The organism is Sphingomonas sp. OV641, assembly GCF_900109205.1.
GTDB lineage: Bacteria > Pseudomonadota > Alphaproteobacteria > Sphingomonadales > Sphingomonadaceae > Sphingomonas.
Map to the genome: position 1 here is coordinate 400,697 of NZ_FNZB01000003.1, position 13,194 is coordinate 413,890.

The 13,194-nt window shown below is 62.7% G+C and carries 9 protein-coding genes; 4 read left to right on the forward strand and 5 right to left on the reverse strand.

All coding sequences use genetic code 11. The annotated features are described in order from the left end of the window. Positions 1–5 precede the first annotated feature (5 nt). On the reverse strand, positions 6–3,524 hold the full coding sequence (locus tag BMX36_RS15835; protein ID WP_177179177.1) for a glycosyltransferase family 2 protein: 3,519 nt from the start codon (positions 3,522–3,524) through the stop codon (positions 6–8). Between the two features lie 150 nt (positions 3,525–3,674). Here BMX36_RS15835 and BMX36_RS15840 point away from each other — a divergent pair, with 150 nt between their 5' ends. The 4 genes from BMX36_RS15840 to BMX36_RS15855 all read left to right on the forward strand — a co-directional run bounded on the left by BMX36_RS15840 (position 3,675) and on the right by BMX36_RS15855 (position 9,924). Continuing rightward, positions 3,675–4,733, forward strand: a complete 1,059-nt coding sequence (locus BMX36_RS15840) for a hypothetical protein (protein WP_143058587.1) — start codon at positions 3,675–3,677, stop codon at positions 4,731–4,733. Positions 4,734–4,952: 219 nt separating this feature from the next. After that, complete coding sequence (locus BMX36_RS15845; RefSeq protein WP_177179178.1) at positions 4,953–7,871, forward strand: glycosyltransferase; 2,919 nt, start codon at positions 4,953–4,955, stop codon at positions 7,869–7,871. Further along, positions 7,868–8,779: an NAD-dependent epimerase/dehydratase family protein gene (locus BMX36_RS15850; RefSeq protein WP_066780757.1), complete on the forward strand. Its 912-nt coding sequence runs from the start codon at positions 7,868–7,870 to the stop codon at positions 8,777–8,779. Before BMX36_RS15845 ends, BMX36_RS15850 begins: the two co-directional genes overlap by 4 nt. Continuing rightward, complete coding sequence (locus BMX36_RS15855; protein WP_143058588.1) at positions 8,776–9,924, forward strand: hypothetical protein; 1,149 nt, start codon at positions 8,776–8,778, stop codon at positions 9,922–9,924. Before BMX36_RS15850 ends, BMX36_RS15855 begins: the two co-directional genes overlap by 4 nt. Before the next feature lie 55 nt (positions 9,925–9,979). Here BMX36_RS15855 and ychF read toward each other — a convergent pair whose 3' ends face one another. The 4 genes from ychF to obgE all read right to left on the reverse strand — a co-directional run bounded on the left by ychF (position 9,980) and on the right by obgE (position 13,161). After that, the gene (ychF, locus tag BMX36_RS15860) at positions 9,980–11,080 is read right to left on the reverse strand and encodes a redox-regulated ATPase YchF (protein WP_066780761.1); all 1,101 of its coding nucleotides are present in this window, start codon (positions 11,078–11,080) and stop codon (positions 9,980–9,982) included. A 144-nt stretch (positions 11,081–11,224) separates the two neighbouring features. Further along, positions 11,225–11,809, reverse strand: a complete 585-nt coding sequence (locus tag BMX36_RS15865) for a TIGR02466 family protein (protein WP_093066911.1) — start codon at positions 11,807–11,809, stop codon at positions 11,225–11,227. A gap of 69 nt (positions 11,810–11,878) precedes the next feature. Beyond that, positions 11,879–12,127, reverse strand: coding sequence for a hypothetical protein (locus tag BMX36_RS21955; protein WP_093066913.1), 249 nt, complete (start codon positions 12,125–12,127; stop codon positions 11,879–11,881). After that, positions 12,112–13,161: a GTPase ObgE gene (obgE, locus tag BMX36_RS15875; protein WP_066780768.1), complete on the reverse strand. Its 1,050-nt coding sequence runs from the start codon at positions 13,159–13,161 to the stop codon at positions 12,112–12,114. Before obgE ends, BMX36_RS21955 begins: the two co-directional genes overlap by 16 nt. Positions 13,162–13,194: the final 33 nt, after the last annotated feature.

Sequence of the window (13,194 nt, forward strand, 5' to 3'; positions counted from 1 at the left end):
GGTGCTCAGGCGTCAGCGATGAACAGCCCGCCGGGTCGCGCCAGAATGGCCTCATAGAGCAGGCGGTCGAGCGCATTATACGCATCGATCGCCTCCAGATCCTCGTCGCTGACTGAGACGTCCGCGGCGCGTGCCGCGTTGATGTGCGGGATGCGGCCGATGTCCGGTACGTCGATCAGCCGCCCGAACCGGACAAGATGGTCTTGGAGGCGCTCCTGAATGCCGACAAACATGAAGTCCCGTTCGATCACCGCTAACGCATCAGCGACCAACGCTTCGTTCCGCTGCGGCGCTATGTCCGGCAGTGCTTCCAGCGCCTTCATGTCCCCTTGCCACAAGGCGGCAGGCAGACCGAAGCCGGCGTAGCGCGGAAAACGGCCGTCTATCTCCGGCCAGCCTACAGGCTCGGCTGGTCTGCCCAGAATTTTCGCCAGCATGAGATTGCCCGGAATGATCCCCTTGCGGAGCAACTGAGCAATGGACCAGTTGGCAAGGGGCGTGTCGCGCAGTGGCGCGTTGGGCGGTGCGACGAGAAAACCGTGATGCGAGCGAACGCGGTCCCGCGGGGCGCGAAGGATCGTGGCGTAGCGGCAGGGCCAGCCGACCGCAGCCCCGAACCCATGGCTGACATGGGAGATCAGCACCTCGGCATCGTGCAAAAGGGGAGCTAGGCGCGCCACGGTAAGCGGATCGCTGGCATGTCCTTCCACCACCGCACGGGCGCCGATGGTGAGCACTGCGCCGTCCGGCAGCGCGCGCTCCAACACGCGGCGCACCGCTGTTCCGGCCGTTTTCGGGATATGCAGAAAGGAGATTTTCGGCGCGTTCATGCGGCGGAAGCGCCGCGCCGCCGTCCGAGCGCCGGGTGCCCGGCGGGCGATCATGGTGAGCGGGGCTCCGCGGCGTGCCTCATGCGCGATGGTGGCGGCCCAGCGATCCGCGCGTGCCGTTTCGAGGTGCCGGGCCTCAAACAAGGCGAGATCATGCAGGAAGCGCGCATGATCGGCTTCGCTTCTCAGGCGGCCGCGCGAGGCGCTTTCCTTGTGAAGCAGCTCGGCTGCGGGCGTGCAGACGGAGGGCAGGCCAAGCGTTTCCTGCACGCGCATGCAGAAATCCACATCGTTGAAGCCAAGCGGAAAGCATTCAGAGAAGCCGCCCACCGCTTCGAACACCGCGCGTCGAACGGTGAGGCAGGCACCAGTGACAGCCGGTTGGGCGCGAAGCGAGCGGAGATAGAAGGGAGCGGTGCCGCGCGGCGCCGCACGGAACGGGTGCAGCGGACTGCCGCGCGAGGAGAAGACCACCCCGACGTGCTGCATGGTACCATCGGGGAACCACAGGGTCGGACCGGCAACTCCGACATCCGGCTGGCTGACCAGCCCGACTAGCTCGGCAAGCCAGCGTTCCGACGTGACTTCGACGTCGTTGTTGAGGAAGCAAAGCGCGTCCGCATCGGTCATTGCCGCGGCCCGGTTATTCAGGCGGGACCAGTTGAACGGCCCGTCATCACGTATGACACGCGCGATCCCCTGCGTGCTCAGCCAGTGCAGATAGTCGAGCGTGGCCTGCTCGGTCGAACCATTGTCGATGACGATCAGGTCGAAACGGGGATAGGCCGTGCGATTGAGGATCGATCCAATGCAGGCTGCCAGCAGATCAAAGCGGTCACGAGTTGGGATAATCAGCGTGACGCGCGGCGGCGGCGCCGGCACATCGGCATGGGCCGCATATCCGGGCGCATCATGCATCTTGGACAAGCGCCAAGGCCCGTCCGCTAACAGCCCCTTGCCCTCATAGTGGGGTACTTCGCCAAAGCGGTGGAACAGCACTTGGGGCAGGTGCGCCCCTGCATGCGGCGGTGATCGGGACAGCAGCTTCGCACCGAGGAGTGGATCGTCCAGCCACGTGTCCGCTGCCGCCAGAGCGGCGGGTCGAACGGCAGCGATTAGAAAGGTTTGTGGCTGGGCACGCGCGAAGAACGTGTCGGGCGCAGGAAGGAACATTCTGCCATAGCGCCCCTCGCCGTCGATATGGTCGTAATCGGCATAGATAAAGGAGAGCGCGGGATTGTGCACAAAAGCGCCGGCAAAGAAGGCGAGTGCGTGGTCAGCCGGCCGGCCGATGCGCGGATCCCAGCTCATCACGAGGTCGGGCGGGCAAGAAGGGCCGTAGCCGTCCGGCGCCTCCGTCTCGGACGCATGTGGCAGCAGCTGCCAGGCGGGGTAGGGTTGGGACGCGAGCCAGCAGCGCGCCTCATCCACAAGGTTTTCGCACAGCTCCGACGGCAGCAGCACGCCGATCGCGGGAAGACTGGGCCATTCGTTGAGGCCGATGGCGGCAAGGCAATCGGCTGTGCCATCGAAGGTGTCGCAGCGTCTTGCCCAATCCTGATAGCCGGCGCGCATGGCGGCTTCATCAGCCGCAAGGCGCGCGCGCCGCATCCCGCGCTCCACTACTTTGTCGAGCAGATCGGGGTCGGCCACCGAAACAGCGACATGCGGGCTTTCGCAATGATCGGAGCCTAGCCGAGCGCCGACGCCGATCAGCTCCGCGATGACATCGATCTGATAGTCGCCCGATCGCGCGGGGACGGTGGCATCAAGCGCGAGCCTACATGTATCGCCCGGCTCCAATGGGTAGGGGAGAAGTACGGTGACATCGTCGCGGATCGGCGGGTCTGTGCGGGGGATGCGACGCCAGCGGGCGCGCAGCCTGATGCCGCCGGGATCGGCGGCTTCGATGCGTATTTCGCCGCTGTTGTGGACCTGCGCCAGCAAGGTGATGGCGGTTCCAGGCAGGCAGGGCGCATCGGGCGGCTCGATGGTGATGCGGCACTGCGGCAGATCGAGGAGTTGCCGTTCGACTGTATCGGCCTCGACAAGAATTCGCCCCCTCGCCGGCGTAAACCTGCGCCCCCGAACAAAAGGAAGCGAAGGCGCAAGCAACAGCGCGCACTGCAGGTTATGCTCACCGATGCTCGACGGGATCTGGACCGATATGTCGAAAGTCCGCTCGGTCCCGGGCGGCACGCTGCTTGGCAACGGGATGTGCCGGATCTCGCCAGCGAGATCCACCCGCAGGGAAACACCAGCGGGTCCGCCCACCCAGGCGAACGCCGAATCATTGCGGATCGTTATCGGCAATTTCGCGCATGAGCCGGGTGCGTAGCGGTCATCGAGGTCGGCCCAGAGCAGGGCACCGTTGGCGAAGGCCGTGAGATCGGGCGACATGGCGGGCAGGTCAGCGACTATCGTGCCAGAAGCGCCATCCAACGTGAACCTGAGCGAACAAAGCTCTGCCGGAGCCGCCGACAGCCTCTTGCGTAAAACTGTGGCCTGAGTGCTCGCACCCTGCGACGAAAACTCGTGTGTGGCGGCGAGGCTCTCGCTGCCGTCCGCGTCGACATAGCCGATCGTCAGTACGCAATGCCGAGACGTTTGCGCCAAGTACGCTTGAACAGAAGCGGGGAGGGGAAGATCGACGACGCGTTCATGATCGCGCGGAACGATGATCGGTCCGTCCATGCCGCCCTTCAAACTCCCTGTCGGCCGCATCGGCGGCGCACCCGCAGCCTGCTAGGGTGTTGCCGCTCGTGCGTCCATCACCTGCAAAGCGATCGCCGGCCACTGGAAAGATCCGAAATCAAGCGGATGAGCTTCGGCGCGAATTGCATAATGGCAAGACTCGGAGCTATCCACCGGCCGCTGCTTGCACTCGGCGAGCAAGTGATGAAACTCGAGGGGGCGGCGACGCATTCAATGCGCAAAACAGTTATTCTGCATATCGGCGCATCGAAGGCGGGATCCTCGTCCATCCAGTCTTTTGTTCGTCGCAACCGTTTCGTTTTCGCTCGCCTAGGCTATGTTGTACCGGACGTCTCGCTGTCGACGGGAGAGCGCGTTACCGGCGATCACGTGTTCGCGCTCGAGGCGCTGGCAAAGGAACGCGACGCGCGCGGCCTTCGCGAGCGCGTCGACGCGATTTTTGAAGCCTCGCGGCGGAATGCACGCGCGGCGCTGCTGTCGGCCGAAAACCTTTCCAATCTGGGAAACAGTGCCGTTATCGAAGGCCTCGCTGCCGAATACGACCTTCGGATTGTCATGTACCTGCGGCGACAGGACGAACTGTTGACCTCTGCCTGGCAGCAATGGGCATCGAAGCTGGAGAGCGACTTCAACGCCTGGCTGATCCTTGCGCTGAAACAGTTCGGCCACTGGGACAAGGTGCTCGCCGAGTGGGAGGAGCAAGCGGGAACCGACGCCATGGTCGTGCGCGTCTTCGATCGCGAAAGCTTCATCGACGGCGATCTCTTGCGCGATTTCGTCGATGCCGTTGGCCTTGGCGAGCACACTCAGGATTTTGACTATCAGCAAAGCGATTCAAATCCATCCGTCACTGATGCGGTGACCATGATGGTCGCCGGCAATCGTGCGATCTTCGAGAATGTGCACGACAACAGGTTCTACAACGCCCTCAATGATTTGACCGGCAGCGCCCTGGTGGAAAAGACCAAGGTATCGCTGCTGACGCGGGCGCAGCGCGACAAGATCATCGAATTTTACCGGCCAACTAATGAAGCGGTCTGCCGGCGATATTTTCGGGGGCGTCCGCGGCTGTTCCCGCATGTCGATCACGATAAGTACCGCTACCTTTCCAGTGACCAGCTGATCGAAGAGAAGTTTCGCGCGATCATGACGATCGTGGCGGGGCTGGTTCGCGATCGCAGCGAATGACGATGGGCGTGCGCGCCGCGTCACATTCGGATGCTCTTCCGGCCAAAGATTGGGCACGCAGCTGCGCGCAGGCGACGGGCTGACGAGCGCGGACGGAACCGCCGCCTACGGGACATCCCGCAAGCAAAGTTCCGAGATAAGCAGCCACTTCGGGTTGACCTTTGCGAGGTGCGCGGGGATGAGCGGCAACGGGCTCAGCGCCGGGGGAGATGCATATTCGTGGAGGAACATGCGCCGATCCAGATCGTCAAAGCTGACGCGCGTCAGTGGATTGTCGACCATTTCGATTCCGCCTTCTACCGCAGGCAGTTGCGGGAGGCTGGAGTCGACCCGCTGCCGCAGCGTGCGCTACGGCACTATCTAGAAGAGGGGTGGATCGCGGGATTTGACCCCTCGCCGCGATTCTCGACGGAATTGTATCTGGCGCTGCACGAAGAAGCCCGTGCAGCCGGCTGTGCCCCGCTGGAATATCATGCGTCGATCGGCCGCTTCCACGGCGCGGAAGTGCCGCCTTCCGATCGCAGCGTTGGACCCGGCATCGCCTCAGTCGAGACGATGATGTCCGAGCTACGCGAGCTTTTCGACGATGAATATTATCGTGAGCAGCTGCCGCTGCCGATCGATGACGATCTGCTGGAACATTACCTTCAGAGCGGATGGCGACAGGGCCTGAACCCGTCCAAGTCGTTCGAGACCCAATATTATCTGGAAACAAACCCGGATGTGGCGGAGAGCGGCGTCAATCCCCTGCTGCACTTCGTTCGCCACGGACGAACGGAGGGACGCCGCACCTCCTGTCCCCCGAGCGACCAGGTTCAAGTGGAGCAGCCGCTCGATGCCTCGGTAGCCACGTCCGCGCCGATCGTCGAAGCCTTGCCGGAAGGCGACCCGGTAGCCGCGTTCTTTGATCCAGCCTATTATGCAGCGCAGCTGGATGCTTTGCCCGATGGCGTGTCGCTGTTTCGCCATTTCATGGACAGCGGCTGGCGCCAGCGGCTGGATCCGTCGCCGACTTTCAGCACGGCCTATTATCTGGAGACCAATCCGGAAGTTGCGGCAGCAGGCATCAATCCCTTTCTGCACTGGGTGAACTACGGTCGGCATGAGAAACGGCCCGCCGTTCCCTATCATCGTCAGCCTGACTTCACGCCGCTCGTTTCGGTGATCGTCCCGAACTTCAATCACGCACGGTTTCTCGAACAGCGCCTCTGCTCGATCTTCGAACAGACGTATCGCCACGTCGAGTTGATCGTGCTGGACGACGCGTCGACGGACGACAGTCGCGAAGTGATCGATCGTTTGCTGGAGCGATGCCCGTTCCCACATCGCACGGTCTTCAACGCTGTCGGCACAGGCAGTCCGTTTCGCCAGTGGCAGCGCGGCCTTGCTATGGCCGAAGGTGCGCTGGTCTGGATCTGCGAAAGCGATGATTTCGCTGACAGCCGGTTCCTAGAGCACCTGGTGCCGGGCTTTGCAGACCTGTCGGTGAAGATGGCGCTCGGACGTATCGAGTTCTGCCGCGCGGACGGGGAGCCGCGATCAGGCATGGGCGGCTTTCGTGACGGTGCCGAAGCCGGCATCTGGGACAGGCCGGTCACGCGACCGGCGGCGCAATGGTTTCGTTCGGCCTTTGCCAAACGGAACATCGTGACCAATGTGGGCGGTTGCGTCTTCCGCAACCAGCAAGTGCCCGAGGCACTGTGGGACCGCGCGGCGCAGTTCCGCATCGCTGGGGACTGGTTTCTCTACATTCACCTGCTTGGAAGCGGGAAGCTTTCCTACTCGCCGGAGGCGATCAGTTACTTTCGACAGCACGAGGCAAATACCTCCGCGCGTAACTTCGACAAGCTATACTATTATGACGAGTGCTGGGAGGTGCAGAAGGAAATCCGCCGTTACTGGCGGGTGGATCAGGAGGCAGGAAACCGGTTCACCGAGGACCTGGCGTATCAATATAGGCACTTCGCTTTGGACCGAGATCACGGGCCATTTGAGGATCGGTTCACCCTTGAATCATTGAATGCGCCTTCTGATCGCATGCCGCACGTCGCGGTCGGCTTCCTTGGTTTCGAAACCGGCGGCGGCGAGCTGTTTCCCCTGCTGCTGGCGAACGAATATGCCCGTCAGGGCATGATGGTCTCCCTGATCGCGGCGAACCTTACCGACCGCAACGACGACATGGTGGCCCGGCTGGACCCGAGAGTGCCGGTGTATTCGCGGGACGATCTGTTCCCTGCCGGGCCGGCCGCGCTACTGGACCGCGCGGGTATCGACGTGATTCATTCACACAGCGTCCTGATCGAGAACCTGTTCTTCGAACGCGGCGGGATGCTCAAGCAGCCCTATGTCGTCTCCATGCATGGATCTCATAACCTGCCGGGCGGCGCGCTTGACCGGTTGTTGTTCCGGTCTCTGCGGAATGTGTCCTACTGGGTCTACACTGCCGAAAAGAACCTGGACGTATTTGCCGGCATCCCGCTTGATCGATCCCGCTTCGTCAAGATGGCGAATGGCATGCCGCGCGACGAGCGCGACGCGCCGTTCACCCGCACGAGCCTGGGTATCGGAGAGGATGCCACGGTCTTCACCTTCATCGCGCGAGGCATCCAGCGGAAGGGGTGGCGAGCATCGGTGGAAGCATTCAAATTGCTCAAGGAGCGCCATCCCGATTGCGAGATGCACCTGCTAATGATCGGAGAGGGGCGTTTTGCAGAACGATCGGCGGAGATTGCCGCTGGCGATCCGAACATCCACTTCCTCGGCTATCAATCGTGCATCAACGGCATCTATCGAATGAGCGATTGCGCCCTGGTGCCGACCCGCTTCGAAGGAGAGTCGTTCCCGCTGTGCGTGATCCAGGCGCTGCAGGAAGGCTGCCCGGTATTGGGCAACGACGTGGGCGAAATCCGCAGCATGTTGACGTCCGACAAGGGCGTGGCCGGTGCCGTGACGGTGAATATGCGGGACACCGGCGGGTTCATCCGGCTTGTCGCCGATACCATGGAGCAGTTTCTGGATCCGGCGTTCCGTGCCACGGCGCGCAGCCTCACGGCAGAGGTGGCCGACCGTTTCAGTATGGAAGCATGCGCCGCTGCCTACCGCCATCTCTATGAGCAAGCGATCGCGATGGCTCAATGAACGCGATCGGGGGGCGGGCGGTTGTTGTCGGAGGTGGCTTTATCGGAAGTGCTGCGGCCTATTCGTTGAGCATCGACGGTTGGGCCGTCACGCAAATCACGCGCGCTACCGCCCGGCCAGCGCCGCCGCACGTGGCTCGCTTTGCGATCGATCACCGCTCGCATGCGATTTCAGATCACCTCGCCGGCGCTCAGGTGCTGGTTCATGCCACGGGCGAGATGCTGCCCGCCTATGTTCCCGACGATTTTGCCGCCGCCTATGTCGAACAGGTCGCGCCGATCATCACCCTCGCCGAACGAGCCCATCAGGCGGGGGTGAAACGGGTGCTGTTCATATCGTCGGGTGGGACAGTCTATGGTCCACGTGCGGCCGTTCCGACCGATGAGGATAGCCAGACCGAGCCCAACAACGCTTACGGCTTTCTGAAGCTGCAGACCGAGCATGCGCTTCGCTTCGTGAGCGCGTGCACGGGTTTGTCCACCATATCCCTTCGTGTGGCGAATCCTTACGGCCCCGGCCAGCGTACTGACCGTGCCTTCGGCTTTGTCACCACGGCCTTTGAGCGCGCCTTACGCGGCGAAGAAATCGTCATTTGGGGAGACGGCGAAACAACCCGCGATTTCCTGTACATTGATGACCTGGGCCGGGCGATTGCCGCAGCGGCAGCGGCACCGCTAGCCAGCCCGATCCTGAACATCGGATCGGGTGTGGAAGTATCACTTAATAAGATTTGCGCATTGGTGGAGCAAGTGGTTGGACGACCGCTACGCCGAACGTATCAGCAGCCGCGTTCCGTGGACGTGCCGCGTAGCGCATTGGCAATCGACCGCGCTGGCGCAGAAATATCGTGGAGACCACAAGTGACGCTTGAGGAGGGATTGCGCCGGATGTTGAAGGCGCGGTCGTGAGAACGGAGCGCCGGGCCATTGTCCATATCGGTCACAAGAAGACCGGGACGACGTTTATCCAGAACCAATTTCATGCCAGCCGTAGCGATTTGCTTGATGCGGGTGTTATCTACCCGTTCCCGGAGCCCAACCATTCGTTCGCTTTATCGGGCCTGTTTCACCAAAGACTTGGAGAAAGAGCGCCGTCACCGCGAAACCGCTATGTTTTGGATCGGGAAGGCTCGCTGAGCGCGATCAACGAAGAGCTTCAGGCAAGTGAGTGGCACACGCTTGTCCTCTGCGCGGAGTCTTTGGCTGGCTTTTCCCGTGAGGAACTGTCGGCGTTCTCGAAGTGGCTGACCGAGTTCGTAGATGCCACGCAGATCGTCTTTGTCGTACGCGATCCAGTGGACTGGGCCGTCAGTGTTGCCCAGCAACACCTGAAAACGCGCGGAGACGTGGAGCGGTTGCTGAACGAGCCGGAAGCGCCGCGCTGGTCGAACATCATTAGGCGTTTCGCGGAGGTGTTTGGCAGGGGTGCGATCACCGTATTGGAATATGAGCGGCTCGCCGCCGTGCGGGAGCGGTTCGCTGCACGTTTCGCGCTCGCAGCCGGCCTGTCCCCGAGTGTCGCTGCGCTGCTTCAGGGCGGCAGTGATGCCGTGAACGAATCTTTGTCCATGGAGGCTGCGTTGCTGCTCGGGCGGTACAATGCGCGGGTTCCGGAAACGGAAGGGGGCCGGCGCAATCCGGCCAGAAGCGGTATCGAACCCAAGGCCTTTGCAGGATTGCGCGGAGAGAAGTTCGATCTTCCTCAGGCTGCGCGACTACAGGCGTATGCACAAAGCCGGGATGACGTCGCCTTTCTCGCCCGCGAGTTCGGGATCACACGTTACAGCTATTCAATCAGCGACATTCCACCCAGCCGCTTCACCGAAGAGGTGTCACCCGCCTTTCTCGATGCGTTGGCGGATCGCTTGGTCGGTTTACAGGGGCAGGCGATAGCCAATCGGCTGCTTGCAGATGCCGAGCGGATGCGAAATCGTGGCAATGAAGCGGGCGCCGCTGCGGTGCTCCGGAACGCCGCAGCGCAATTTCCAACGGATCAGCGCGTCATGCGGGCACTTGCTGCCGGTAAAGGAGGGAAGGGTAGGCGGGTCGGCTGAATTTAACTCGGGCGCCGGTGGTGGTCGGCAGCCTGGGAGCCGCCGACCGCTCGTCTCAGACGTTGAAGCGGAACAGCATCACGTCGCCGTCGTGGACGACATATTCCTTGCCTTCCTGCCGCAGCTTGCCCGCTTCACGCGCGCCCGCCTCGCCCGCCAGTGCGACATAGTCGTCATAGGCGATGGTCTCCGCGCGGATGAAGCCGCGCTCGAAGTCGGTGTGGATCTCACCCGCTGCCTGCGGTGCCTTCGATCCCGCAGGCACCGTCCATGCCCGTGCTTCCTTGGGGCCGACCGTGAAGAAGGTCAGTAGATTGAGAAGCTTGTAGCCGGCCCGAATAACGCGGGCGAGGCCGGTTTCCTCAAGGCCCAGCTCGCTAAGGAACATCGCGCGATCTTCCGCCGGCATGGTGGCGATCTCCGCCTCAATGGCGGCGGACACGACCACCGCCTCGGCGCCTTCAGCGGCAGCCTTCTCGAAAACGCGGGCGCTGTGCGCGTTGCCAGTGGCGGCGTTCGACTCTTCCACGTTGCAGACATAGAGCACCGGCTTGGCGGTGATCAGCTGGGCCTGCGCGAATACGCGCGCTTCCTCCACATCCTTGGGTCGAGTAAGCCGCGCCGGCTTGCCCTCGCGCAGCAGTTCAAGCGTCTGCCCCAGCACACTGGCGCCGATCTTGGCCTCCTTGTCGCCCTGCTGACCCTTCTTGATCAGGTTTGGCACGCGCTTCTCCAGGCTTTCGAGGTCGGATAGCATCAACTCGGTCTCAACAGTCTCCGCATCTGCGATCGGATCCACCTTGCCCTCAACGTGCGTGACATCGCCGTCTTCGAAGCAGCGTAGGACATGAACGATGGCGTCCACCTCGCGGATGTTGCCGAGGAACTGGTTGCCAAGGCCCTCGCCCTTGGACGCGCCGCGGACCAGCCCGGCGATGTCGACAAAGGCCAATTGCGTTTCGATGATCTTGGCCGACTTTGCCACCTCCGCCAGCTTCTGGAGCCGCGGATCGGGGACGCCGACGTTGCCCACGTTCGGTTCGATGGTGCAGAAAGGATAGTTGGCGGCCTGCGCCGCGGCCGTCTCCGTCAGTGCGTTGAAGAGGGTGGACTTGCCCACGTTCGGCAGGCCCACGATGCCGCAGCGGAAACCCATGTTCGATCCTTGGTAAAGCTGTTCGGTAGAATAATGTCCCGCGCCCTACCGTGTGCCGCGCCGACACGCCACCCTAGGTTGATGCTGCGCGACGGCGCAGCGCCGTCGTCGCGCGTCGCTGGGAGAGCGCCGTTGTGCTTTCGATTACCAGCGATAGTTGAAGCTGATGCTGATCCGGTCGCTCTTGGCCGTGTTCGGCATCACCTCGTGCCGGAGCCAGCTTTCCCACAGGAAGATGGAGCCAGCGGCCGGCTCGGCATAGACGAATACGTTGTCGCGAGGAGGAGCGGCCATCATCAGGCCAAGCCGGGGATCCTCCAGCCGAAGCGCGCCGGAGCCGGGTGGAACCGTGATATAGGTGGTGCCGGAAACAACGCTGTGCGGGTGGATGTGCCCGGAGTGCGTGCCCCCCGGGCGGAGCAGGTTGACCCACAGGCTGTCCAGCTTGAGTCGCCGTCCGCCGAGCTGGAACCCACAGGCATCTGCAAAGCGGGCGACATGGCGGTCGAGATGCCGCTTCAGGTCCGCAAAGGCGGGATCTCGCTGTGGCAGGTCATCAAGCGACGCATAGGAGGTGTATCCTCGATAGCCATGTGCCTTTGACCATCGTTTTCCAGCCACGTCGTCCATTGCAAGGGCGCGTACCGATGCATCGAGCTCGCCGATGAGCGACTCATCATGGATGCGATCTTCGTAGAAGGACGTGGGAAACAGCGACCGAACAGCCATGGGGGCCCGGTACGCAGGTCCGCCCATCTTGCCAAGCGAAGCTTGCCCAAGAGCGGCCGCGATTCGGCTCTATCTGCTCGCTGCGCGGTGGATCAGCGCCAGCGCGCCGACAAGCAGGGTGAGCACCGCCAGGATCAGCAGGAAGAAGGCATAGAACACGCCCCAAGTTCCAGCATCATTGTCACGGCGGGCAACCCACACGATCGACAGAGCAAAAGCAGTCATAACGGCCAACCGCGGTGCAACGATCGCCAGGGCGGCCAGCAGGGCCGACCCGGCGATGCGATGCGCCGCAGGATAGTTCAGACCGGGGACCACTCCACCGGTTCCTCGCCTTCATCATCTGCAGACACAGTCTGATGATCAGGGCCGATCGCCTCCAGCAATCGGTCGAGCACCCAGTCAACTCCAGTCCCGCTGGCACCGGAGATCGGGATCACTTCCGCGCCGCTCGCTTCTTCCAGCTCCGCCGAAAGGGCGGCGATCAGTTCGTCGTCGAGCATGTCGATCTTGTTGAGCGCGACGACCACGGGTTTCTCGTCCAACCCGGCGCCATAGGCGGTCAGTTCCTCGCGAACGATCCGGTAGCTGTCAGCAACATCGACATCGTTGGCGTCGACCAGATGCAGCAGCACCCGGCACCGTTCGATATGGCCAAGGAACCGATCCCCGATCCCTGCGCCGTCGGCTGCCCCTTCGATGAGGCCAGGGATGTCCGCAACGACGAACTCCTGTCCCTTGTGCCGAACCACGCCCAGCTGCGGCCGGGTCGTGGTGAAGGCATAAGCCCCTACCTTCGCCTGTGCGTTCGTGACGCCGTTGATGAAGGTGGATTTGCCGGCATTCGGGAGGCCGACCAGCCCGGCATCAGCGAGCAGCTTCAGACGCAGCCAGACCCATGCCTCGTCGCTCGGCCAACCGGTGCCGTGCTGCCTTGGCGCGCGGTTCGTCGACGTCTTGTAGCTGGCATTGCCGCGGCCGCCATCGCCACCCCGAAGGAAGACCTCGCGTTGACCCACCTCCGTCAGATCGAGAAGAAGAGTGCGCTCTTCGTCATCGGCCAGCACCTGCGTGCCCACAGGAACCTTGATGACGAGATCGTCACCGCCGGCACCCGTACGGTTGGAACCAGATCCGCCTTGGCCCCGCGGAGCGCGGAAGTGCTGGGTGTAGCGGAAGTCGATCAGCGTGTTGAGGCCGGCCACCGCCTCAAAGATCACGTCACCGCCCTTGCCGCCATTGCCCCCATCGGGGCCGCCATATTCGATAAACTTCTCGCGACGGAAACTCACCGCGCCAGGACCGCCGGCGCCCGAACGAACGAAGATCTTTGCTTGATCGAGAAAATGCATCGCGTGCGCTTAGCGCTTTAGCGCGGCTAAAGC

Excerpts from the sequence above, each read along its gene's own strand:
- BMX36_RS15835 (WP_177179177.1), bottom strand. The coding sequence starts at position 3,524 with ATGGACGGACCGATCATCGTTCCGCGCGATCATGAACGCGTCGTCGAT.
- BMX36_RS15840 (WP_143058587.1), top strand. The coding sequence starts at position 3,675 with ATGGCAAGACTCGGAGCTATCCACCGGCCGCTGCTTGCACTCGGCGAG.
- BMX36_RS15850 (WP_066780757.1), top strand. The coding sequence starts at position 7,868 with ATGAACGCGATCGGGGGGCGGGCGGTTGTTGTCGGAGGTGGCTTTATC.
- ychF (WP_066780761.1), bottom strand. The coding sequence starts at position 11,080 with ATGGGTTTCCGCTGCGGCATCGTGGGCCTGCCGAACGTGGGCAAGTCC.
- BMX36_RS15865 (WP_093066911.1), bottom strand. The coding sequence starts at position 11,809 with ATGGCTGTTCGGTCGCTGTTTCCCACGTCCTTCTACGAAGATCGCATC.
- obgE (WP_066780768.1), bottom strand. The coding sequence starts at position 13,161 with ATGCATTTTCTCGATCAAGCAAAGATCTTCGTTCGTTCGGGCGCCGGC.